24 protein-coding genes are annotated in these 22,310 nt (G+C 70.5%); 9 read left to right on the top strand and 15 right to left on the bottom strand.

Going from position 1 to position 22,310, the window contains the following annotated elements; genetic code table 11:
* Positions 1-25 precede the first annotated feature (25 nt).
* Complete coding sequence (locus ACZ55A_RS30790; RefSeq protein ID WP_468846937.1) at positions 26-712, bottom strand: CBS domain-containing protein; 687 nt, start codon at positions 710-712, stop codon at positions 26-28.
* Between the two features lie 207 nt (positions 713-919).
* On the opposite strand from ACZ55A_RS30790, the gene ppk2 reads away from it, so the two are divergent.
* Positions 920-1,738, top strand: coding sequence for a polyphosphate kinase 2 (ppk2, locus tag ACZ55A_RS30785; protein ID WP_468846935.1), 819 nt, complete (start codon positions 920-922; stop codon positions 1,736-1,738).
* A gap of 7 nt (positions 1,739-1,745) precedes the next feature.
* Here the strand turns inward: ppk2 and ACZ55A_RS30780 are convergent, their stop codons facing one another.
* From ACZ55A_RS30780 to ACZ55A_RS30755, 6 genes are all read right to left on the bottom strand, one after another.
* The gene (locus ACZ55A_RS30780; RefSeq protein WP_468846932.1) at positions 1,746-2,429 is read right to left on the bottom strand and encodes a CBS domain-containing protein; all 684 of its coding nucleotides are present in this window, start codon (positions 2,427-2,429) and stop codon (positions 1,746-1,748) included.
* Positions 2,430-2,546: 117 nt separating this feature from the next.
* A complete protein-coding gene (locus tag ACZ55A_RS30775) occupies positions 2,547-3,833 on the bottom strand; it encodes an ATP-binding protein (RefSeq protein WP_468846929.1) in 1,287 nt (428 codons plus the stop codon).
* An 18-nt stretch (positions 3,834-3,851) separates the two neighbouring features.
* Positions 3,852-4,148 (bottom strand): SHOCT domain-containing protein, encoded by a 297-nt coding sequence (locus ACZ55A_RS30770; protein WP_468846926.1) that lies wholly within the window; start codon positions 4,146-4,148, stop codon positions 3,852-3,854.
* A 51-nt stretch (positions 4,149-4,199) separates the two neighbouring features.
* The gene (locus tag ACZ55A_RS30765; protein ID WP_468846924.1) at positions 4,200-5,123 is read right to left on the bottom strand and encodes an SDR family oxidoreductase; all 924 of its coding nucleotides are present in this window, start codon (positions 5,121-5,123) and stop codon (positions 4,200-4,202) included.
* A gap of 16 nt (positions 5,124-5,139) precedes the next feature.
* Positions 5,140-6,030 carry an SDR family oxidoreductase gene (locus tag ACZ55A_RS30760; protein WP_468846921.1) on the bottom strand — a complete coding sequence of 297 codons (891 nt, stop codon included), beginning with the start codon at positions 6,028-6,030 and terminating at the stop codon, positions 5,140-5,142.
* 25 nt (positions 6,031-6,055) lie between these two features.
* Positions 6,056-6,427: a hypothetical protein gene (locus ACZ55A_RS30755; protein WP_468846918.1), complete on the bottom strand. Its 372-nt coding sequence runs from the start codon at positions 6,425-6,427 to the stop codon at positions 6,056-6,058.
* Between the two features lie 311 nt (positions 6,428-6,738).
* Between ACZ55A_RS30755 and ACZ55A_RS30750 the strand changes: the two genes are divergently transcribed.
* From ACZ55A_RS30750 to ACZ55A_RS30735, 4 genes are all read left to right on the top strand, one after another.
* Positions 6,739-7,419 (top strand): HemK2/MTQ2 family protein methyltransferase, encoded by a 681-nt coding sequence (locus ACZ55A_RS30750; protein ID WP_468846915.1) that lies wholly within the window; start codon positions 6,739-6,741, stop codon positions 7,417-7,419.
* Positions 7,403-7,654 carry a CDGSH iron-sulfur domain-containing protein gene (locus ACZ55A_RS30745; protein ID WP_468846913.1) on the top strand — a complete coding sequence of 84 codons (252 nt, stop codon included), beginning with the start codon at positions 7,403-7,405 and terminating at the stop codon, positions 7,652-7,654. Before ACZ55A_RS30750 ends, ACZ55A_RS30745 begins: the two co-directional genes overlap by 17 nt.
* Positions 7,651-8,670, top strand: coding sequence for an iron-containing redox enzyme family protein (locus tag ACZ55A_RS30740; RefSeq protein WP_468846910.1), 1,020 nt, complete (start codon positions 7,651-7,653; stop codon positions 8,668-8,670). Before ACZ55A_RS30745 ends, ACZ55A_RS30740 begins: the two co-directional genes overlap by 4 nt.
* Positions 8,671-8,733: 63 nt before the next feature.
* A complete protein-coding gene (locus tag ACZ55A_RS30735; RefSeq protein WP_468846907.1) occupies positions 8,734-9,486 on the top strand; it encodes a 2OG-Fe dioxygenase family protein in 753 nt (250 codons plus the stop codon).
* Between the two features lie 4 nt (positions 9,487-9,490).
* Here ACZ55A_RS30735 and ACZ55A_RS30730 read toward each other — a convergent pair whose 3' ends face one another.
* Positions 9,491-10,384, bottom strand: coding sequence for a SigB/SigF/SigG family RNA polymerase sigma factor (locus ACZ55A_RS30730; protein ID WP_468846904.1), 894 nt, complete (start codon positions 10,382-10,384; stop codon positions 9,491-9,493).
* A 356-nt stretch (positions 10,385-10,740) separates the two neighbouring features.
* Here ACZ55A_RS30730 and qcrB point away from each other — a divergent pair, with 356 nt between their 5' ends.
* A complete protein-coding gene (gene qcrB / locus ACZ55A_RS30725) occupies positions 10,741-12,378 on the top strand; it encodes a cytochrome bc1 complex cytochrome b subunit (protein ID WP_468846901.1) in 1,638 nt (545 codons plus the stop codon).
* A gap of 2 nt (positions 12,379-12,380) precedes the next feature.
* Here the strand turns inward: qcrB and ctaF are convergent, their stop codons facing one another.
* Positions 12,381-12,773, bottom strand: coding sequence for an aa3-type cytochrome oxidase subunit IV (ctaF, locus tag ACZ55A_RS30720; protein WP_468846898.1), 393 nt, complete (start codon positions 12,771-12,773; stop codon positions 12,381-12,383).
* A gap of 4 nt (positions 12,774-12,777) precedes the next feature.
* The gene (gene ctaD, locus ACZ55A_RS30715) at positions 12,778-14,502 is read right to left on the bottom strand and encodes an aa3-type cytochrome oxidase subunit I (RefSeq protein WP_468846895.1); all 1,725 of its coding nucleotides are present in this window, start codon (positions 14,500-14,502) and stop codon (positions 12,778-12,780) included.
* Between the two features lie 434 nt (positions 14,503-14,936).
* Between ctaD and ACZ55A_RS30710 the strand changes: the two genes are divergently transcribed.
* Positions 14,937-15,350, top strand: coding sequence for a hypothetical protein (locus ACZ55A_RS30710; RefSeq protein WP_468846892.1), 414 nt, complete (start codon positions 14,937-14,939; stop codon positions 15,348-15,350).
* A 111-nt stretch (positions 15,351-15,461) separates the two neighbouring features.
* Here the strand turns inward: ACZ55A_RS30710 and ACZ55A_RS30705 are convergent, their stop codons facing one another.
* The 5 genes from ACZ55A_RS30705 to ACZ55A_RS30685 form a co-directional block, all read right to left on the bottom strand.
* Positions 15,462-15,740, bottom strand: coding sequence for a hypothetical protein (locus tag ACZ55A_RS30705; protein WP_468846889.1), 279 nt, complete (start codon positions 15,738-15,740; stop codon positions 15,462-15,464).
* A gap of 221 nt (positions 15,741-15,961) precedes the next feature.
* Complete coding sequence (locus ACZ55A_RS30700; protein WP_468846886.1) at positions 15,962-16,309, bottom strand: Ig domain-containing protein; 348 nt, start codon at positions 16,307-16,309, stop codon at positions 15,962-15,964.
* A 236-nt stretch (positions 16,310-16,545) separates the two neighbouring features.
* A complete protein-coding gene (locus ACZ55A_RS30695) occupies positions 16,546-17,478 on the bottom strand; it encodes an NADP-dependent oxidoreductase (RefSeq protein ID WP_468847038.1) in 933 nt (310 codons plus the stop codon).
* Between the two features lie 166 nt (positions 17,479-17,644).
* Positions 17,645-18,595: a GlxA family transcriptional regulator gene (locus ACZ55A_RS30690; RefSeq protein ID WP_468846883.1), complete on the bottom strand. Its 951-nt coding sequence runs from the start codon at positions 18,593-18,595 to the stop codon at positions 17,645-17,647.
* A 194-nt stretch (positions 18,596-18,789) separates the two neighbouring features.
* Entirely contained in the window at positions 18,790-19,731 is a 942-nt protein-coding gene (locus tag ACZ55A_RS30685) for a glutathione S-transferase C-terminal domain-containing protein (protein ID WP_468846880.1), read from the bottom strand.
* Positions 19,732-20,244: 513 nt separating this feature from the next.
* Here ACZ55A_RS30685 and ACZ55A_RS30680 point away from each other — a divergent pair.
* Together ACZ55A_RS30680 and ACZ55A_RS30675 are read left to right on the top strand one after the other, a co-directional pair.
* Positions 20,245-20,703, top strand: a complete 459-nt coding sequence (locus ACZ55A_RS30680; protein WP_468846877.1) for an RrF2 family transcriptional regulator — start codon at positions 20,245-20,247, stop codon at positions 20,701-20,703.
* Between the two features lie 269 nt (positions 20,704-20,972).
* Positions 20,973-22,256 carry an acyl-CoA dehydrogenase family protein gene (locus tag ACZ55A_RS30675; protein WP_468847036.1) on the top strand — a complete coding sequence of 428 codons (1,284 nt, stop codon included), beginning with the start codon at positions 20,973-20,975 and terminating at the stop codon, positions 22,254-22,256.
* Positions 22,257-22,310: the final 54 nt, after the last annotated feature.

The following is a 22,310-nucleotide window of genomic DNA, read 5'->3' as shown; positions in this document are numbered from 1 at the left end:
GTCGGGGCCTCCCTCGGTGCGTTGCTCAGGTCCGTGGTCCGGTCGTCGGCGCTTCGCTGCGGGCCGGCGCCGGTCCGGTGATGTCGAACGTCACGTCCACCACGCCCTCGACCGCCCGGACCAGACGGGCCGTGACGGCGAGGAGCGAGCTGTCGCCGAGCGGCCCGCCGAGGGTGACGACGCCGTCGGTGACACGGACCGTCACCGCCTCCGGGAAGTCCGGGAAGAGCCGGTCGACGATCTCCGTGCGTACCTCGGCCGCCAGGTCCTCGTCCGGACGCAGGAACACTTTCAGCAGGTCGGAGCGGCTGACGATGCCTTGCAGCATCCCCTCCGCGTCGACCACCGGAAGCCGCTTGACGGACATGTGCGCCATCGTCCGCGCCGCCTGGGCGAGGGTGTCGTCGGCATGCGCCGTCAGCGCGGGGGCGCTCATCAGCTCACCCGCGGTCAGCGCACCGGCCTTACGGACGTCGTCCAGCCGGTGCAGCTGGTCCAGCCGGCTGGCCAGCGGCTCCCGGAACTCCTCCTTGGGCAGCAGATCGGCCTCGGAGACCACTCCGATCACCCGCCCTTCCCCGGCCAGCACCGGCAGCGCGCTGACCCTCCACCGTTCCATGGTCTCGACGATCTCCTTGAAGCGTGCTTCCTGGCCGACCGCGACCACGGCCCGGGTCATCACCTCGCGGACGGTGTGCGGAGTGTGCTCCATGACGCCTCCTCGCTGAGCACCGGCGTCGCACGAGCCGTGGCGACATCTCCAGCCTGCGTCCGGCGGCGCGTACCGGGGAGGGGCCGTCCGGCCCCCGTCGCGCGTCGTTCGGCACACGGCGGGCCGGCGAGCACGCCGGTCCCCCGTTCGGCGGCGGCGCGGGCCCGCTCCTGAGCCGGGTGCGGGGTTTCTTCGTACGGTCGACGCATGGCGAAGGACGGCGGCCAGGGCCGCGGAAAGCTGTCGCGGCCGGTGTACGAGCGCGAGCTCTACCGGCTCCAGACGGAGCTCGTGAAGCTCCAGGAGTGGGTGCGCACCGAGGGCGCCCGGCTCGTCGTGGTCTTCGAGGGCCGCGATGCGGCGGGCAAGGGCAGCACCATCAAGCGCGTCACCGAGTACCTCAACCCCCGGGTGGCGCGGATCGTGGCGCTGCCGCGGCCGACCGAGCGCGAGCGCACCCAGTGGTACTTCCAGCGCTATGCGGAGCATCTGCCCGCGGCGGGCGAGATGGTGCTGTTCGACCGCAGCTGGTACAACCGGGCCGGCGTCGAGCGGGTCATGGGTTTCTGCACCCCCGCCGAGCTCCAGCTGTTTCTGCGGCAGTGCCCGGTCTTCGAGCGGATGCTGGTGGAGGACGGGATCCTGTTGCGCAAGTACTGGTTCTCGGTGAGCGACGAGGTCCAGGAGCAGCGGTTCCGGCGCCGGCTGAAGGACCCGACGCGGCGCTGGAAGCTCTCCGCCATGGACCTGGAGTCGATCACCCGCTGGGAGGAGTACTCACGGGCGAAGGACGAGATGTTCGTGCACACGGACATCGCGGAGGCACCGTGGTACGTCGTCGAGAGCGACGACAAGCGCCGGGCCCGGCTGAACATGATCGCCCATCTGCTGTCGACCATGCCGTACCACGACGTCGTCCCGCCGGAGTTCGAACTGCCGCCCCGGCCACCGGCCACCGGCTACCGGCGGCCACCCCGGGATCTCCAGACGTACGTGCCCGATCACTCGGCCGGACTGGATGAGTAGCGGGGCGTCAGATCCTGGGGTCCGCCGCGGACGACTCCGGGCGTACGGACGCCGGCCCGGTCACATCGAACTCCACGTCCACCACGCCCTCGACCGCCCGCACCAGGCGTGCGGCCACCGGCACGAGCGAGGTGTCCCGCACCCGGCCGCTCAGCGTGACCACCCCGTCGACGACGCTGACCCGCAGATCTCTGGCCGGGGCCGCGAAGAGTTCGGCGAGGTCCCTGCGGACCTCCTGCGCCAGTTCCTCGTCCGAGCGCAGAAACACCTTCAGCAGGTCGGCGCGGCTGACGATGCCCTTGAGCATTCCGTGGGCATCCACCACCGGAAGCCGCTTGACGGACTCGCGGGCCATCTTCCGCGCCGCCTGGGAGAGCGTGGCATCGGCCCGTACGGTGTGGGCGGGGCTGGTCATCAGCTCCCCGGCCGTGATCGCCTCCGCCCTGCGTACGTCGTCGACCCGTCGCAGCCGCTCCAGACGGTCGGGGTCCGACTCCCGGAACTCCTCCTTGGGCAGCAGATCGGCCTCGGAGACCACGCCGACCACCCGGCCCTCCCCGGCCAGCACCGGCAGCGCGCTGACCTGCCAGCGTTCCATGGTCTCGACGATCTCCTTGAACCGCGCGTGCCGGTCGACGGCGGCCACGGTCCGGGTCATCACCTCACTGACGATGTGCGGGGTGTTGTGCATGGTGCCTGCCTCCTCCTCCATGGCCGGGCCAGTGCCGCGTGGCGGTCGTGACACCTCCAGCGTGAGCGGCGAAGGGGCCGGCAGGCCAGGGGCCGTCCGGCCCTTCGCCGCGCCCGCTCACAGCCGCGCCGCGGACCTGAGGTCGTGGTCGAAGGCGCGGATGTCCTCTTCACTGAGCGAGGTGCGGGTGCCGGCGATCGCCCGCAGATAGTCGCCGGTCAGCTCGGTACGGTCCCTGGATTCCTGCGCGCCCGCGGTCAGATGCCGCTCGAAGGCGCGCTGCGCGGCGGTGCGGGCCGCGTACTCGATGTCCGCCGGGGTGAACCGGTCGCTGGCCTCGACCAGCGCCGGAAGGTCGATATCGGCGACCCGGTCCGGTCCGATGTACCGGGTCCAGATGGCCCTGCGGGCCTCGGCGTCCGGCGGGCCGACCGGGATCAGATAGTCGAACCGTCCCGGCCGCAGGAACGCCGGGTCCAGGGAGCGTACGGCGTTGATCGCGCAGATCAGCAGTCGGCGCTTGCCGCGCCGGAACTCCGGGATGAGTTTGAGGAGTTCATTGGTCACACGGTGGGCCAGCGAGGTGGGGTCCTGCCGTTCGGAGGCGATCTCCTCGGCCTCGTCGAAGAACAGCACGACCTGGTCCAGATGCTCCACCCGCGCGAACAGCCGCCGCAGACCGGCCGCCACCCCGTGCGCGTCGTCGGCGAGCTGGTAGGGGAACACCTCCAGGAACGGCCAGCGCAGCCGGGAGGCCACCGCCCGCGCGAAGGTGGTCTTGCCGGTGCCCGGCGGCCCGAAGAGCACCACGGCACGGGGCGGAGTGAGCTGATAGCTCTCCGCGACCTCGGGGTGCTCCAGCGGCATCACCAGCCGGCGTTCGATCAGCGTCTTCTCCTCGGTCATACCCGCGATCTGCTTCCACAGCCCGGCGTCCGGCACCGTGGCGCCGAGCTGGTCGAGCAGAGTGGTCTCGGCGGAGTCCGCGGTCAGCAGCTTCTCGAAGTAGTTCAGACCGGGCCGGCCGGTGTACCCGGAGTTCTTGAAGGCCTGCTCGCCGACCTCGCCCTCGGGCAGCAGCGCCCCGATGCGACGCACACCGGCCCCCGCCAGGCGGTCCTCCAGAGCGGCCAGCAGCGCCGAGCCGATGCCGTGCCGGCGCCACTGGCGGGCGATGGCCAGCCGGAGCACCCAGGCCCGCTCCTGTGCCGTGGAGGACACCGCGGCGCCAACGACCTGTTCCCCCACCACCGCCACCACGGCGGGGGTGCCGGCCCTGAGGGCGCTCACCACCTCGGCGAGGCTCACCGCGGGGTGGGCGCTGGTGTCCCGTGACTCCTCCCAGATGCGCACCACCTGGTCGAGGTCGCCCTCCTCCAGACTGCGGACCCGCCACGGCGCCATCACGCCACACCTCCCGGTTCAGGGTTCCGCCGGCCCTCTTGCCGAGGTGCGGAGGGTGGCCAGCCGCCGCTGGTACTCCTCGTCCTCGATCTCGCCCCGCGCGTACCGCTCGGCGAGGATCTGCTCCGGGCCGGGCCCGCCGGGCGGTGGACCGACGTGCCGGCCGGTGCCGTCACCGCGGGGTGAGGCCGAGCGGGAGAGGTACCGGAAGAGCAGCACACCGACCGTGATCACCAGGGCCCAGAAAAGGATCATCCCGATGGTCATCGCGAACCAGCCCCATGCACCGCCATGGTGGTCGTACCAGAACAACATCGCGCTTCACTTCCCAGCTCGGACGGGTCCTGCCCGTCGTCCGCGGGTCACTCACCCCGATTCTCGCGCGCCGCCCCCGCCCTGCGAGAGGGGCCGGACGGCCCTACGTCGTACCGCCTCCCGTGCCGCCTCATCGGCGCGGCCCCCGGCCCCGATCAAGCCGGTGTCCTCGGCGGCGCTGTGGATCTCCAGGCTCGGCAGCTTGGTGCGGAAGAGGCGGGTGACGAGGGCCGGCAGGCCGGCCCGGACCGCCTGGGTGGTGCGCACCCAGGGCTGAGCGTAGATCGCCGGAGCACGCCGTTCCACGCCGCGGACCAGGCGTTCCGCGACCTCCTGCGGCTCGTGGATATGCGCCATCGGCCACGGGAGCCGCGCCCGCAACTCCCGTAGCACGGTCGCGTGGATCATGTCGGTGTCGGCCCAGCTGAGGTAGGCCACGCCGACGTCCACACCGCGGTGGGCCAGCTCGGCGCGCAGCGCATGGGCGAACGCCTCGGCGCCCGACTTGGAGGCGCAGTACGCCGACATCATGGGCACCGCAACGATGCCGGCGAGCGAGGCCATCTGGAGGAAGTAACCGCCCGTGGCGAGCAGTCCGGGCAGGAAGGCACGCGCGGTGAGCGCACTGCCGATCAGATTGACCTCGATGACCCGGCGCCAGACGGCCGGATCGGCATCCAGGAAGGAACCGGCAGCAGCGACACCGGCGTTGGCGACCACCACGGACGGCGGGCCCAGCCGCCGCTGCACCCGCTCCGCGGCCTCCGTCAGCGCCTCCTCGTCGGTGACATCGGCGCACCAGTAGTGGGCCCGTCCGGGGAACGACGCCGCGACGCGGGCGAGTTCGGGCCCTTCGAGTCCGACCAGCGCCACCGTCGCCCCGCGGTGCACCAGACTCCGCGTCATGCACTCCCCCAGCCCGCGGGCGGCACCGGTGACCACCACGGTCCGGCCCGAGAGCGGCTGACGGGTCATGGCCTCGGCTCCCCTCTCACGGCAACGGGGTTCCGCCGGTGGCGTTGACGATCTCGGCGGTGATGTAGCTGGCCTGCGGGGAGGCGAGGAAGACGTACGCGGGCGCCATCTCCGCGGGCTGGGCCGGACGGCCGAGGGGGGACTGTTTGCCGAACGTGGTGGTGTCCGGCAGCGTGGCCGGGATCAGCGGTGTCCAGACCGGCCCGGGCGCCACCGCATTGACCCGGATCCCGTCGGAGGCCAGCATCTGTGCCAGCCCCTGGGTGAAGGTGACGATGGCTCCCTTGGTGGTCGCGTAGTCGAGCAGATGCGGGCTGGGTTTGTAGGCCTGCACCGAGGCGGAATTGATGATGGATCCGCCGGGCGGGATGTGCGGCAGCGCGCTCTTGCAGAGCCAGAACATGCCGTAGAGGTTGGTGCGCATCACCCGGTCGAACTGCTCGGTGGTGATGGCCTGGATGCCGTCCGGCTGCGACATCTGGTAGGCCGCGTTGTTCACCAGGACGTCGATCCTGCCGAACTCCTTCACCGCGCGGTCGACGAGCAGCCGGCACTGCTCCTCCTCGCGGATGTCGCAGGCGATCGGTATGGCGGTGCGCCCGGCGTCGGTGACGAGCCGGGTGGTCTCCGCCGCCTCGTCCTCCTCCGCGGGCAGGAAGGTGAACAGCACGTCCGCACCCTCCCGCGCGAAGGCCAGCGCCACGGCCCGCCCGATGCCGGAATCGCCTCCGGTCACCAGCGTCTTACGCCCTTCCAGGAGCCCGCAGCCCCGGTACGACTCCTCGCCGTGGTCGGGGGGCGGGTCCATCGGCCCGGTCCAACCGGGGTGCGGCTGGTCCTGCTGCCGGAATTCGGGCCGTGGATGCTTGGTGACGGGATTGCGCGGGGCCTGTTCTTCCCCTGCCATCGAGAACCTCCGCCCACTGGGGGTGTCAGGGGTTCTGCGGATCGACGCCGGTGTGCGCATCGGCGTCCCGTCCGCCACTGGGGCGGCGCGAACGGCCCTTCGTCCCCTTGTCCCGCATGCCCTTCTCCTCGGTCTTGTCGGCGCGCCGTTCGCCGCTGCGGGTCTCGCTGCCGACTTCGCTCGCCGGCGGCACCTTCTCCCGCCCGGCGGACTCGTCGCCGCTCCCCCGCTCCTCCTTCGGCGCGTACCGCTCGGGGTGGAAGGACCGGTGCGCGCTCTCGTTGGCCCGCTGCTCGGCGTCGTCCACGTCGGGCGACCAGCCGTGCTGCTTGCCTCCCTTGTGCATGCTGTGGCCTTCGCCCATCTTCGGGTGTGAGGACTTCCGGTGTGCAGTCACGTCTGCTCCCTCATCTGATCACCGACGGACGGCGCGCACCGCGCCCGGTACCGGGAGCGGCGAGCCGTCGCGCCGCACCACGCTTGCCCCCGGGGCAGCCGTGCTCATGCCGCCTCGGTCTCGTATCCCCTACCTCCAGGCTGAGGGCCAACCGGACCGTCCGCACCTCAGCCCGGGAAACACGGCGGGGGGCTGCCGCGGGCCGCCCGGCACCGCCGCTCAGGTGGTGGCTCCGCCGGATCGCCACGACGCTGGTAAGGAGGCTCCGGCCCTCGGACGATGGCGCTCGCTTCATGGGAGGGAGGGGCCGTATGGGCGCAGGGACGGCCGTGCTCTCCCGGCCACGGCCGCTGGTGGCACTGCCGGGTGTCTACCCTCCCCAGGAGGACACCCGGCTGCTGCTGCGCGCGCTGTACCGGGAGGACATCGGCCCCGGCGCCGAGCTGCTGGACCTCGGTTCGGGCAGCGGAGCCCTCGCGGTGCGGGCCGCGCGCCAAGGGGCCAGGGTGACCGCCGTCGACATCTCGTGGCATGCGGTGCTGGCCACGCAGGTCAACGCGTGGCTCGCCCGGCAGCACATCACCGTCCGCCACAGCGATCTGCTGACGGCGCTGCGCGGCCGCTCCTTCGACCTGCTCCTCAGCAACCCGCCGTACGTACCGGCGCCCGGCGCCCGCCCGCCCCGGGGGCCGGCCCGCGCCTGGGACGCCGGACGCGACGGACGGCTGCTGATCGACCGCATCTGTGACGCCGCGCCCGGGGCACTGCGCCCCGGCGGGGTCCTGCTGATGGTCCACTCCGTGCTGTGCGGCGCCGACGACACCCTGGAGCGGCTGTCCCGCGCGGGGCTGCGGGCCGCGGTCAGCGACCGTGCGCTGGTCCCGTTCGGCCCGGTGCTGCGCTCCCGGCTGCCGTGGCTGCGCAGTCAGGGCTTCCTCGACGACGGCCAGGACAAAGAGGAACTGGTGATCATCCGTGCCGAGCACTCCTGAGCGCCCCCGGCGCATCACCCTCACCCGTGGCGGCCCGCTCCTGGTGGAGGGGCCGGTGGAAGTGGTCGGTGAGGACGGCACGGTGACCGTCTCCCGGCGCTTCGTCGTGGCGATCTGTACCTGCCGGCGCAGCCGCAGCTACCCCTGGTGCGACACCAGCCACCGGCGGCGCGCACGGCCGCCCGGCGCCGCCCGCTGCCCGGCGGCGGACCGGGACCCGGAGGAGGAGCGATGAAGACCGGCCTGGTGACCGCCCGGCCGGCCCGGCCGCGGCTGCCGCAACCGCGCGGGCCGCTGTCGGACGCCGTGACCGGCTGGCTGTGCAGCGCCACAGGGCCGCTGCCCGCCGGGGAAGAGGTCCGGCGCTCCGGCCCGTACGGAGCTGATCTCCAGCTCGCCCTGTATGTGCTGTACGAGCTGCACTATCAGGGCTTCGACGGCGTGCCCGACGACCGGGAGTGGGATCCGGCGGCACTGTCGGTGCGGCGCCTGCTGGAGGAACGCTTCCTGGGGGCGCTGCGTACGGACGTTCCGGCGGTCGGCGTCGAGGAGGCGATGGCCGGTCTGCTGACCGAGCCCGCGGACGACGACGGCACCGGCGTCAGCCATTACTTGAAGCGCGAGGGGCAGCTGTGGCAGCTGCGGGAGTACGCGGCGGTCCGCTCGCTCTACCACCTGAAGGAGGCGGACCCGCACGCCTGGGTCCTCCCCCGGCTGCGGGGCCGCGCCAAGGCCGGGATGGCCGCCGTCGAATGCGACGAGTTCGGCGCCGGACGCGCGGAGGACGTCCACGCCCGGCTCTTCGCCGACCTGATGGCGGACCTCGGGCTGGACCCCACGTACGGCCGCTACCTCGACCTGGCGCCCGCCGAAGCCCTCGCCACCGTCAATGTGATGTCTCTGCTGGGTCTGCACCGGTCCTTGCGCGGGGCGCTGATCGGTCATTTCGCGGCGGTCGAGGTGACCTCGTCGCCCGCGTCGGGACGGCTCGCCGAGGCGATGCGCCGCACCGGCGCCGGGCCCGCGGCGGAGCGTTTCTACGACGAACACGTCGAGGCCGACGCGGTCCACGAACAGGTGGTCCGCCGGGACGTGGTCGGCGGCCTGCTGACCGACGAACCGGAACTGGCCGCCGATGTCGCCTTCGGCATCGGTGTCACCACGCACCTCGAAGACCGGCTCGCCGGGTGTCTCCTGGCGGCCTGGCGCGAGGAACGCAGCGCGCTCCGGGCGCCGTTGACCGAACTCTGAGGCCGGGCCGGGGCCGCGGCCCGGCCGTCACGACACTGCCGGCGGAAGACAGGAGGCACCCTCATGGACGAGACCACCGCCCGCCCCACCGTCGATCCGGGTACCCCGCCCGCCGTGGCGCCGGTGCGGGCGTCCTTGGCCCGCACCGGTGTCCACCTCATGCCGTCGGCCGCCGTACGGGCGCATCTGCCCACCGGTGCGCGGGGCTGGGCGCGCTTCGCCGCGCACTGGGAGGACCTGCCCCTGGACCGGTACGCGTCCGCACAGGGCACCCACCGTCGGCGCCGCTACGGACAGTTCTCCCTCACTCCCGCGACCGGTGAACTGCGCCGGCTGCCGCATCTCCCGTTCGTCCAGCCGGAGAAGAGCAACCCGCTGTATGTGGGGGTCGACCGGCACTTCGCCCCGCTGACCGACGCTTTCGTGGCGGACCCCGTACTGCACGCGGTGCTGTCGCTGCTGGGGCAGCTCGCGGGCGCCCTGGACCCGGCCGCCCGCTGGAATGCGAAGGTCCACCCCTTCCGGGTCGTCGCCACGGCCCACGGCGAGGGCAGGCCCACACCGGAGGGCCGGCATCGCGACGGGGTGACACTGGTCTCGTCGCTGCTCGTCGGCCGGAGCAACGCGTCCGGCGGCAGCAGCACCGTCTTCGCTCCCGACGGCCGCGAGCTGCTGACCGTCACCCTGGACGAGCCCGCGAGTCTGCTGCTGTCGGACGACCGCAGCACGCTGCACGGCGTTTCACCGATCCACCCCCTGGACCCGGCCCGGCCCGCCCACCGGGACGTCCTGGTCACCACCCTCACCCCGGCCTGACCGCTCACTCCTCGGCGAGGAGCCCGTCGCGCAGTTTGCTGCACACACGGTTCAGCAGCCGGGAGATATGCATCTGGGAGAGGTTGAGTTCCCGGCCGATCTCGGCCTGGGTCATCTCGGCCCCGAAACGCATCTGCAGGAGGGCGCGTTCGCGCTCGTCGAGCCGCGCCAGGTGCGGTTTGAGGGCCTGGACGTTCTCCGCGAGGTCGAGGGCGGGATCGTCGTTCCCCATCAGGTCGGCGACGAGCCCGGTCCGCTGCTTGGCGCCGGCCTGGATGGGCCGGTCGATGGAGTCGGTGTCGTAACCGTTGCAGGCGATCAGCCCTTCCCGCACCTCGTCCTCACCCCGCCCCAGATGCGTGGCGAGGTCCTGCGCGGTGGGGTCGTGGGTGCCCTGGGCCTCCAGGTCCTCGAAGGCGCGGGCGAGGTCGATACGGAGTTCCTGCAACCGGCGGGGTACATGCACGGACCAGGTGGCGTCACGGAAGAACCGCCTGATCTCACCGCGGATGTAGGGGACGGCCAGGGTGGTGAACTCCACGTCCCGGTAGAAGTCGTAGCGGTCGATGGCCTTGATCAGGCCGATGGTGCCGACCTGTAGGACGTCCTCGGTGCTCTCGCTGCGGCTCCGGAAGCGCCGCGCCACGTAGCGCACGAGCGACAGGTTCATCTCGATCAGAGTGTTGCGCACATAGCAGTACTCCGGTGCGTCCTCGTCCACGGCGGCCAGCCGTTCGAAGAACGGCCGCGATAACTCCCGGGCGTCTTCGGGAGCGAGGCGCCGTGGCTCCTCGACCGGCGGCAGAGGCACCGTGGGAGCCGGAGCGGCACACCCCTTGGAGGTGTCCATGGTGAGGGTGTCGGCGGTCCGTGCTGTCACGGTGCCATTGCTGGTCATGCGGTGGCTCCTCAGTATGTGACTGCGTCCCTCCTCGCACGGCCCCTACCCGGCGACACCTCTGCCATGTACGGGCTGAGCCAACTCCTCCGTTTGCGCCGGGTGTTGACGCGATCCGTGGGGTGGGAGCCCTGGCCGTACGGGAGGCCGCCGGTCCCACGCCCGGCCTGTCCTTCCGGACGTAGGGCGCCGCCACCGGCCCCCGTACGGGTACGGGTACGGGTTGAAGCGCGGGGAGAGCGGTTAGTCATAGCCACCGCATGGCCGAACAGCGAAAGAGGCGCCGCACAGAACGTGACACCTGAGGAGTGCACGGAGCCGGTGGTGGCGCGTGGAGGCGTGAGGGAGCGCGGGGCATGTCCTTCCGGAACCGCACAGAGCGAGGCCGTCTCCGCCTGGAGCGCGCGGCGGAGAAGAGCTTCCACCGGCTGGATGAACGCCTCCCGGCCGCCTCGGCCGGAAAACTGCTGCGCAAGGCCTTTCCGGACCACTGGGCCTTTCTGCTGGGCGAGCTGGCGCTCTACAGCCTCATCGTGCTGGTGCTCACCGGCGTCTTTCTGGCTCTCTTCTTCGACCCGGGGATGACCAAGAGCGTCTACCACGGCTCCTACGCCCCGCTGCGGGGCACCTGGGTGACCGCCGCGTACGCCTCCACCCTCGCCATCAGCTTCGACGTACGGGGCGGACTCCTCCTCCGGCAGATCCACCACTGGGCGGCGCTCACGTTCCTGGCCGCCATCGGGGTGCATATGCTGCGGATCTTCTTCACCGGAGCCTTCCGGCGCCCCCGCGAGGGGAACTGGATGATCGGCCTGACGCTCTTTCTGCTGGCGTTGCTGGAGGGATTCTGCGGCTATTCGCTACCGGACGACCTGCTGTCCGGAACCGGGCTGCGGACCGCGGACACCATCATCGGGTCCATTCCCGTCGTGGGAACCTATCTCGCGTTCTTCGCCTTCGGCGGCGAGTTCCCCGGCCACGAAATCATCCCCCGTCTCTACGCCCTGCACATCCTGCTGATCCCCGGCATCCTGATCGCTCTTGTCACGGTGCACCTCATTCTCGTGGTGCACCTCAAGCACACCCAGTGGCGGGGCCCCGGAAAGACCAACAAGAACGTCATCGGCCAGCCGATGTTCCCGCAGTGGCTCACCAAGTCCACCGGACTCTTCATCGTGCTGACCGCCGTCTTCGCCGTCCTCGGGGCGCTCGGCCAGATCAACCCGGTGTGGGACTACGGCCCGTTCCAGGCCGACCAGGTGTCCACCAATGCCCAGCCCGACTGGTACGTGGGGTTCCTCGAAGGCGCGCTGCGGCTAATGCCGCCCTGGGAGACCAACCTGTGGGGCCACACCATCATGTGGAACGTCTTCATCCCCGCGGTCGCCCTGCCGGGGCTGCTCTTCGCGCTCCTCTACGCGTACCCGTTCTTCGAGAGATGGGTGAGCACGGAACGCGCCGAACTGCATCTGTGCGACCGGCCGCGGGAACAGCACACCCGCACCGCACTCGGAGTGGCGGGCATCTCCTTTTACGCGGTGCTCCTCCTCGCCGGCGGAAATGACGTCATTGCCTTTGTGTTCGGCCTGTCGCTCAATACCCTCACCTGGGTTCTGCGGGTGGCGGTGATCGTCGTCCCGCTGCTGGCTTTCCTGGTCACCAAGTGGCTCTGCCTGGCCCTCCAGCACCGTGACCGGGACCGTCTGGTCGAGGGGGACGAAACCGGTCAGGTCGAACAGAGCGTCTACGGCGATCTGAGTGAAGGTCATCAGCCGCTGTCGTCCGTCGAGCGCTATACGCTGCTGGCCCGTCGGACCCCGCGCCCGTTCGAAGCACCTCCGGGAGAGCCCGTCGGAACGCTCTCCCTGCGCCGGCGGTTGCGGCTGGCGCTGAGCCGCTGGTACTACCGCGACCAGGTGGAATTGCCCACCGCCGGGCAGCAGAAGCAACAGTTCGCCGCGGTGACGGAACGCTCCGGGACCGAGGGTCCGTAATCTCAGCTCTCGCGGTCCACGTACTGGAAGGCGAAGCCGAAGACGCCACCGGCCAGCAGACCCACGCCGATCAGGAAGAGCCATAGGCCGTAGATGACGCCCAGCGCAGTCACGGAATAGCCGACGGCGGTCAGGACCGGATAGATGCTGCGCGCCGGGAAGAAGTCCAACGGCCCTGAGCGCTGTTTGATTTCGGCACTCTTGTGGTCCTCCGGCCGGCTCCCGCGCTTGTGCCGCTGCACGCCGAAGAAGAGGAAGACCAGGGCCGACATCAGGAAGGACACGATGAGCGCGGCGGTGCCGGCCGGTTCCAGGTCGGACCACCAGGCATAGCCGGTGGCGGTCACGGCGAAGAACAAGGCGACGCCGCCGAAGAGGAGCGCTTCGATTTTCATGCGGTCACTCGGTCGCGGTGTCGGGGGTGGGGGTGCCGTTCTGGCCTGGACCGGATCCAGGGCCGGGGGCGGCGGGGACCGGGACGGCCTCACCCACCTCGGGATGGTGCAGGTCGAATGCGGGTGAGTCGGAGCGGACCCGCGGCAGCGTATGGAAGTTGTGGCGCGGCGGCGGGCACGAGGTCGCCCACTCCAGGGACCGGCCGAATCCCCAGGGGTCGTCCATCCGCACCTTGGGCGCAAAGCGGGTGGTGCGCCAGACGTTGTAGAGGAACGGCAGCGTGGAGGCGCCCAGCAGGAAGGAGCTCACCGAGGAGATGGTGTTCAGGAGGGTGAAACCGTCGGCCGCCAGATAGTTGGCGTACCGCCGTGGCATCCCGCTCTCGCCCAGCCAGTGCTGCACCAGAAAGGTTCCCTGGAAGCCGAGGAACAGCGTCCAGAAATGGATTTTCCCAAGCCTTTCGTCGAGCATTTTCCCGGTCAATTTGGGCCACCAGAAGTAGAACCCGGCAAACATCGCGAAGACGACCGTGCCGAACAGCACATAGTGCAGGTGCGCCACGATGAAGTACGTATCCGTCACCTGGAAATCCAACGGCGGGGAGGCGATCAGCACACCGCTCAGCCCGCCGAGCAGAAACGACACAAGAAATCCCACGCTCCACAGCATCGGCGTCTCGAACGAGAGGCTGCCATGCCACATGGTGCCGATCCAGTTGAAGAACTTCACACCGGTCGGCACCGCGATAAGAAAGGAAAGCACCGAGAAGAAGGGCAGTAGCACCGCTCCGGTGGCAAACATATGGTGGGCCCACACCGAGGCGGACAGCATGGTGATGCCGATCGTGGCACCGACCATCCCGACGTATCCGAACATCGGCTTACGACTGAAGACCGGAATGATTTCGGAGACCACCCCGAAAAAGGGCAGTGCCACGATATAGACCTCCGGATGCCCGAAAAACCAGAACATATGCTGCCATAGGATTGCGCCGCCATTTGTGGCGTCGAAGACATGCGCACCGAATTTCCGGTCGGCTTCCAGGCAGAGCAGCGCCGCGGTGAGCACGGGAAAAGCGAGCAGCGCGAGGATGGAGGTGAACAGAACATTCCAGGTGAAGATCGGCATACGGAACATCGTCATGCCTGGCGCCCGCAGGCACACGATCGTGGCGATGAAGTTCACCGCCCCCAAAATCGTGCTGAGACCGGCTACGACCAGCCCCATCGTCCAGAGATCCCCGCCTTTCCCCGGCGAGAAGACCGGTCCGTTGAGCGGTGCATAGGCGAACCAGCCGAACGAGGCGGCGCCGCCGGGAATGATGAATCCGGAGATCACCATGAGGCCGCCCAGCAGGAAGATCCAGTACGTAAAGGCGTTCAGCCGCGGGAACGCGACATCCGGGGAACCGATCTGGAGCGGCATGATCGCATTCGAGAATCCCGCGAACATGGGGGTTGCGAAGAGCAGCATCATAATGGTGCCGTGAATGGTGAAGAGCTGGTTGTACTGCTCATTCGAGAACAGCTGAAGACCGGGGCGGAGCAGTTCTGCCCGCATCAGCATGGCGAGCACCCCGGCCAGCAGGAAAAACCCGAAGGCAGTGACCATATAGAGATTCCCGATCACCTTGTGATCGGTCGTGGTAATCCACCCCAGCACGACCCGTCCAGGCCGTGACCGGTCCTTTTCCGAGCCCGGCCGCTCCACCGCCGCAACGTCCGTCATACGAGCTCTGCCCCTTCGCTCTGCGTGGGATCGAAAACAGCTTCCGAGGACCACCACTCCGACCTATTTTCATTTCATTCACCGTGGCCTCCGTGGAAATTCCGATTCCCCTCGCCATCATGGACGCTGGCGGCCGCGCGGGGGTGCGCGCGTCGGGGGCCGTAGGAGTGAAATGCAGACGGAATGTGCCGCGGCAGCTTCGCCGGACCGGTCGCACCGCATGAGATCGCTACGGAGAGGGCCGCTAAGCCGGGAAATGCGCAACACCTTCGACCGCGGCTCCTTCAGTCGCTGCCGCCTCCCGGGGCACTTGGTTGGGCCACCCGGCTGATTCTGGTCCGAAAGCGTTTCGGCTCCAGCGGGTTGAAGACCGTACCGGCCGCCGGGGCACGACGATACCTCTGCCATCACCGGACCAAACGGCAAGGAGCGTCGTGAGAAGCGTTGTGCGGGCTGGAAATGTCGTCGGGGCGTGCGGCCTCGTTCTGCTGAGTTCCGGAATCGCCCGGGCCCAGATCCTTCCGGAGCCCCTTTCCGCGGTCACCGACCTCGCCGGTCTCACCGGCGTTCACAACGGTGTGGCCTGCCACAACCGGTTCGGCAACATCTTCTTCAAGGCGCCGGTGAACGGGATGTCCCGCCCCTGCGTGAACGGCCCGGTGAACAGCGGTAACAGCCAGGGCGCGGAAAACGTCATCAACCACGGCACCGCGAACAACAGCGGCAACCTCGGCAGCTACAACGGAAACACCAACAGCGGCAACTCCGTCTCGGGCGCCTCGCAGGACAGCAGCAACAACATCCAGCGCAACATCGGAGGGGGCCACCACCACCGGCACCACCACTGATCCCGCTACGGCCCCGACCGTGCCGGCCCTGGCCAGCGGCACGGTGGGGGCCGGTGGTTCGGGGCCAATGGCTCTGGGGCCGGTGGTTCGGGACCGGAAGTGCCGTGCGACTCAGCTTCCGGTGTTGGTCGGACTCCCGGCGTTGGTGACGTTGCCGGAGATGTACACGTTCTGCGCGTCCCGGACGTTTCCGCTGTTCACCGGCCCGTTGGCGCAGACCCTCGCCCTGCGTGTGCAGCGCAGCAGACCATCGAATTCGACCAGGGTGTCGCTGTCGAATACGTTGCCGTCCGAGCCCAACGGGCTCTCGTCCGCCTGCGCGGGCGAGGCCCCACCGACGGCCAGCAGCAGGCCGCATGCTCCGGCTATCACCATGTCGACACGTGCCATCTTCTTCACTGTGCGCTCCTGCACCTCGCGGTTGCCCCCCGCGGTCGGACTGCCGGGCATGCCGGTATCCACGATGCATGAGCAGCGGCCGGCCCGCGCGTTCACCGTCGGGCAGGCGCCGGACGGGCGGCCCTCGGATGGCCGATCAGTTCACGGCCGGACCGCCCGTGTTGGCGGGACCCCGTCGTCGCCGACGGGGTCCCGCCACGGCCGGGGCTGGTTCAGAGGTCCACCGTGACCTCGAACTCCTCCGGGGCAGCGCCCTCGGCCGTGACGATGAAGGTGGCGCTGCCCTCCGCATCGCCTGCCGTCAGCGGCGGCGTCCGTGCGTACCCCTGGGCGTCCGTGCGGATGGTCACGGTTCTTTCGTTGCCCTCGAAGAGGACCTGCTGGCTGGTGGACACCCAGGAGAACGTCACGAGGGCACCGGACACCGGCCGGTGGGTGTTGCTCTCGAGCAGCCGGGCCGTCAGTGGCAGGGCGAAGGGCTCACTACGCCCGGCGCGCTGGCCGGTACCCCCGGCCGGCTGGATGGTCAGTCCCCGAGCCGAGCCTGCTTCCGCACTCATGGTGCCTCCTGACTGAATGACCCTGTGGGTGGCAAGCTGCCCGGCCGGTTCCCGGGTTCCGATGCCGGTGCGGAGGCCGGATTCCGGGATGCCGGATGCGGATGCCGGATTCCGGTGATGGTAGACAGCGCAGCGCACCCGTCTCGCGCATGACCTGCTCGTTTCCGGGGAGTTCCTGCGTTGGGGTGACGAGCGCGCTGCCGTCGCGTCCACGGCCGGCACCGGGGCGTGCCGGTTCAGTCGACCATGAGGACGATCTTCCCGGTGGTCCGGCCCGTCTTCCCCAGCGCATGTGCCTTGGCCGCCTCCGAGAGCGGGAACACCGTGTCGATGTGGGGGCGCAGCGCGCCGGATTCGACGAGCCCGGCGATCGCCTGCATGCCCGCCTGGTCGGCCTCGACGAGCAGGTTCTCCAGACGGACGCCCAACGCGGCGGCCTTCTCGGTCTCTTCCTCCGTGGGGCCCTGAAGGATCGAGACGAGGATGCCGCCCGGGCGCAGCACGTCGAGGGAGCGGAGGCGGGTCTCCCCGGCGAGGCTGTCCAGGACGATGTCGATCTCCCCGGTGGCTTCGGTGAAGTCGGTGGTGCGGTAGTCCACCAGCTCGTCCGCGCCCAGCTCCCGCAGGAATTGGTGCTTGGCGGCGCTGGCCGTGCCGATGACGTAGGCGCCGCGGGCCTTGGCGATCTGTACGGCGAGGTGGCCGACGCCGCCGGCGGCCGCATGGATCAGCACCCGCTGTCCGGGCCGGATACCGGCGGTGTCGACCAGTGCCTGGTACGCGGTGAGGGCGGCCAGCGGGAGGGCACCGGCCTGGACGTGGTCGAGGGCGGGCGGCTTGGGCGCGAAGGCGCGGGCGGGTCCGGTGACGTACTCGGCGTGCGAGCCGAGCCCGTGCGGGTAGGGCAGCATCCCGAAGACCTCGTCACCCGGCTTGTGGAGGGTGACGCCGAAGCCGACGGCCTCGACGACACCGGAGACGTCCCAGCCGAGGACGAGCGGCGTCGTGCGGAGGAATCCCTGGCCCGCGCGGTGCTTCCAGTCGGTCGGATTGACGCCGGCCGCACGGACGGCGATCAGGATCTCGCCGGGGCCGGGCTGCGGTCGGGGAAGCTCGACCTCCTTGAGGACGTCGGGACCGCCGTGGGCATCCTGGCTGATGGCTCGCATGGTGGCTGGGGTGGCGCGGTGCGCTGTCGACTCGGTCATGTCCCCAAGACTGTCGGGGCCCATGATCGACGACAATGGCACGATGGTCATCGTTCGATGGGATCGCGCCAGCCGCCGGACGCTGGACAGATGGCCGGCCGGGCGCCGCCACGATGGCCCCGGGGCCTTACTGCGCCGCCCGGAAGGCCCGTCGGTAGGCCAGCGGGGAAACCCCGATCAGCGCGTTGAGGTGCTGACGGAGGGAGATGGCGGTGCCGAAACCGACTTCGTGGGCGATGCGTTCGACGGACAGGTCAGTGGTTTCCAGCAGCCGGCGGGCCTGGTGGACGCGCTGCTGGATGAGCCAGCGGCCCGGGCTGGTGCCGGTCTCCTCGGTGAAGCGCCGTGCGAAGGTACGGCCGCTCATCCCGGCCCGCGCCGCGAGGTCGGCGAGGGTGAGAGGCCGGTCGAGGTGTTGCAGGGCCCAGGCTCGTGCGGCGGCGGTGCCGGACGTCCCGGGCTCCGGCACCGGGAGTTCGATGTACTGGGCCTGCCCGCCGTCCCGCCAAGGCGGAATGACACAGCGGCGGGCGATGCGGTTGGCGAGCTCGCTACCGTGGTCCTTGCGGACGACGTGCAGACAGAGGTCGACGCCCGAGACCGCCCCGGCCGAGGTGAGGATGTCGCCGTCGTCGATGAACAGCACATCGGGGTCGACGGTGACGCGCGGGAACATCCGGCGGAAGGTGTCCGTGAGCGCCCAGTGGGTGGTGGCCGTCCGCCCGTCGAGCAGGCCCGCCGCGCCGAGCAGGAAGGCGCCGGTGCAGATCGATACGAGGCGGACTCCGGGGCGTACGCGGTCGAGGGCGGCGGCCATCGGCGGGGTGAGCCGGTCGGTGATCAGCCGGCGGTCATAGGGCGGAATGACGACCGTGTCGGCGTCTTCCAGGGCCTCGGGGCCGTTGTCGGGGGTGACCGCGAAGTCTGAACTGGTGCGTACCGGACGGCCGTCGGGGGTGCAGGTGACCACCTCGTACCGGTCCCGCGCCTCACCGAAGACGCGGTTCGCGATGCCGAGTTCGAAGGGGTACACCCCCTCGGGGGCCAGCACGACGACGCGGTGGATCGACGACTGCATGGCGTCATGCTATCGGGGGGCGGCAATCGTGCCATGACTGCCGCCGGTCGTGCCATTGCTGCCGCCGGGCCGTGCCATGACAGCCGCCGGGTCGTGCCATGACTGCCGCCGGTCCCGCCGCGGGTGCGTGCCGGTGGGCCGGCGGAGCGCCGCGGCGCCCGTGCGCCGGCCCGGACACGTGACAGGCCGTCCCGTCAGCGCGGAGCGAAGGGAACCTGCCCGGGTGCGTGCGCCGCCGTCCAGTCCACGATCTGCACCGCCGCACCGGCCGCCTCCTGGCCCCGGCAACGGGCATGGTGCCGACGGGCGATCCCGTCCAGGTCGAGGTGCGCACCGAAAGCGGGCAGGGCGGCCAGCCGGCGGGCGTACGACCACAGCCGCCGGTGGTCGGCGATGCGGTGCACGGCCTGGGCGTCCAGATGCCAGCGGTGCACGGTGTCGAGCTGCACCAGCGTCACCCACAACTCGACGTCGGCGGCGGTGAGTTCATCGCCCAGCACATACTCATGGCCGGCCAGCCGCTGCTCCACCGAGTCCAGCGCGCGCAGCAGACCGTCCATTGCGGTCCGATGGGCGGCGCTGTCGGCGCCGCACCGACCGGCACGCTGGGCAGCCTCGTTGATGTCCTGTTCGCACAGCCGCCCGACCGCCTCGATCTCCTTACGGGCATGGGGCGGACGGAGTTCGGGACCGTGCGCCCCGAACTGCCCGGCCAGATCCCGCAGGATGTCGGGCGCGTGGGTGCTGACGATCCGCCCCGTCCATCCGTCGCTGAGCACCGGCACCGCGGCGGGCCCCGGGTGCTGGTGCGAGCTGGCCTCGTACAGCGGCCGCAGCGCGGCGTATCCGCCGTCCGGGCCGTCGGGAACGGCGGGCAGCAACGTCACCGGGAGGGTGTCGCCGAGGTCCAGCAGGCTGTGGGTGATGGCGAGGCGCAAACAGCGCGGACAGGACAGCGACAGATGGAGGCGATAGCGGTGCGGTACTGCGTAGTGGCCGCTGCGGGCATCACCACCGATCCTGCCGCGCAGGGACGACTCGGACGCGGGGGACGCGGGGAATGCGGGCGACGCGGAGGACGTGGTGGATGTGGCGGGGGCGGCGGATGTGGCGGACGTGGACGGCGTGGCGGACATACGGCTCCCTCGATCCGGGCCGGTGCGGGCACGTGCGCGGGTGTGCGGGCGGGCGGACCGGCCGGTGTGTGGTCGGACGGAGATGCGGCGGCAGCCGACGGGCGGGCACTGTCGGCGCCGTCCGGCTGCGGAAGGGCGTCCGTGCGGCGCGGAGTACGGCGCGTACGGATCACGACACCTGCGGATGACGGCGCGCACGGATGACGGCGCGAGCGGGTTACCGCACGGACGAGTTACGGCGCGGCACCGGCCGCTGCCGCCTCAGCGAACGGGACTTGCCGCGCTGCACACACGCAGAAGATCGATGTGCCGGCGCGAGGTCAGACGCGAGGACAGCAGGGGAAGCGGCTGGGCCGCTACGGCGCGGTCGGTGGCCGGCCCTGCACTCCCCATGATTTCCCACCCATTCACTAGGGTTCCCACTTGAGTGTCGAGCCGTGGCCGAGCCGCGTCAAGAGGGTGCGCCGGGGTCCGCAGGGCGCTCCCCCGCGGCTGCTGCGGAATAATGCAGTCATGCGGATTTCAGCCAGGGCGGACTATGCGGTGCGGGCCGCGCTGCAACTCGCTGACGCCGGGGATGCGGGGCCGCTCAAGGCGGAGGCGATCGCCGAGGCCCAGGACATTCCGCACAAGTTCCTCGAAGGCATCCTGAACGATATGCGCCGCGGTGGGCTGGTGCTCAGCCAGCGCGGCGGCAAGGGCGGCTACCGGCTGGCCAAGGCCGCCGACGAGATCAGCATCGCCGATGTCATCCGCGTCGTGGACGGACCACTGGTGTCCGTACGCGGCGTCCGCCCACCGGAGTTGTCCTACACCGGCCCCGCGGAGTCGCTGCTCCCGCTCTGGATCGCACTGCGGGCCAACGTCCGGCAGATCCTCGACGAGGTGTCACTGGCCGATGTCGCCTCGGCCAAGCTGCCCGGCCGGGTGTCCGCACTGGCCGAGGACCCGGCGTCCTGGACCAATCCGTAGGCGAGCGAGAACGCGGCGCCTCAGCCTTGCGGCCCTTCGGCCGCCCTGGCACCGCACTGTCCGCGCGGTCCAATCTGTGCACCCCTGTCCGCACTTCAAGACTCGCTTGTCCATCCCTTGAACAGCCCTTGCCGCGAACGGAGTCCGGCCGCGATTCTTTCCCTACTAATCAAGTGGGAAAACTGGGAAACAACACGACCAGGGGCCGGAGAACCACTACTGGGCGCGCCGGTGGTCCGGGTTCCGGGGAGGGGACGGTGAACGGCGCCATGCCGAAGAAGTCCGGAGCATCCGGAGCATGTCCTGTCGCCTCGTCGATCAACTCCCCTTCTGAGGAGGAGATCTGGCGCCGCGTCACCCGTGAGCTCGCCGATGACCTCGCGGTCGATGCGCTCGTCCGGGACCGGGCTGGGAAACCGCCGTTCGACGAGATCGCGCGGCTGCGCGAGGCCGGGCTGCCGGGCTTGCTGATGCCGCCCGGCCCGCTCCGGGGCGCCGACTGGCGCACCGCCTGTGCGGTCGTCCGGGAGATCGCGGCGGCTGACGGCTCCATCGGCGAGCTGCTCGGCCGGCACTACGTCCTGTCGTGGAGTGCCCGGTTCTTCGGTACTCCGGAGCAGGCCGACGGGCTGGAGCTGCGGGCGGCCGGCGAGCAGTGGCTCTGGGCCGGCAGCACCGACGTCCCAGGATCCGTGAGGGAGTGCCGGAGCGCGACGGAACCCGGGCTCACCCTTACGCCGGCACACAACGGATACGTCCTCAACGGGCGACGGGCCCTCGCCGCGGGTGTCGCCGTCGCCGACCGGCTCGTCCTCGGCGCGGGCTGTACCGGAACCGGCGACTCACTGATCGTGGTCGTGGACCCGGCCCACCCCGGCGTCATGGCCGCTCCGGCGCACGATCGGCTCGGGCAGCGGCTCACCGGAGCCGGCAGCATCGGTTTCGACGGCGTCCCGGTGCGCCCGGACCAGGTGCTCGGCACCGTCCCGCGGGACGAGTACGACGTCTCCCCGTTCGCCACGCTCGCCCCGCTGGCGCTGCGGCTCGTCCTCGTGCACGTCGCTCTCGGGATCGCCGAAGGGGCGTTGGCCGAGGCGCGGGACGTCAGTCGTGCCACACCGCGCACCTGGCCGCCCACGGGTCCGGACGGCGAAGCGTACGAGGGGCTGCCCGGTGGGGATCCGTATCTCCTGCTGGCCTACGGGGAGTTGGTGGCCGCCGCGCACACCGCCGCCGCGGTCGTCGAACCGGCGACGGAAGCCATGGCGAGGGGCCTGCTGGCGGGGCCCGGCCTCGGCGTGGACGAGCGCGCCGACATCGCCGCCCTCGTGGCCGCGGCGGAGGCCGTCACCAGCCGGTCGGCGTTGCAGATCACCACCCGTATCCTGGAGCTCACGGAGGGCGCCGACTCCCCCGCCGCCGACCCCGGCTTCGACCGGTTCTGGCGCAATGCGCGCGTGCTGACGGCCCAGGGCTCCACCGCCCACCGGCTGCGCGATATCGGCGCCCACTATCTGAACGGCACGCATCCGCTCTTGACGCTGCGGAGGTGACGGTGACGGTCACGGCAGAGACCACCGGCCAGGGACTTGGTCCGCCGAGGCTGC

This window comes from Streptomyces sp. NPDC034111, assembly GCF_055575375.1.
The sequence above is the reverse complement of the archived record's forward strand: the minus strand, read 5'-3'. Positions and strand labels throughout refer to the sequence as shown.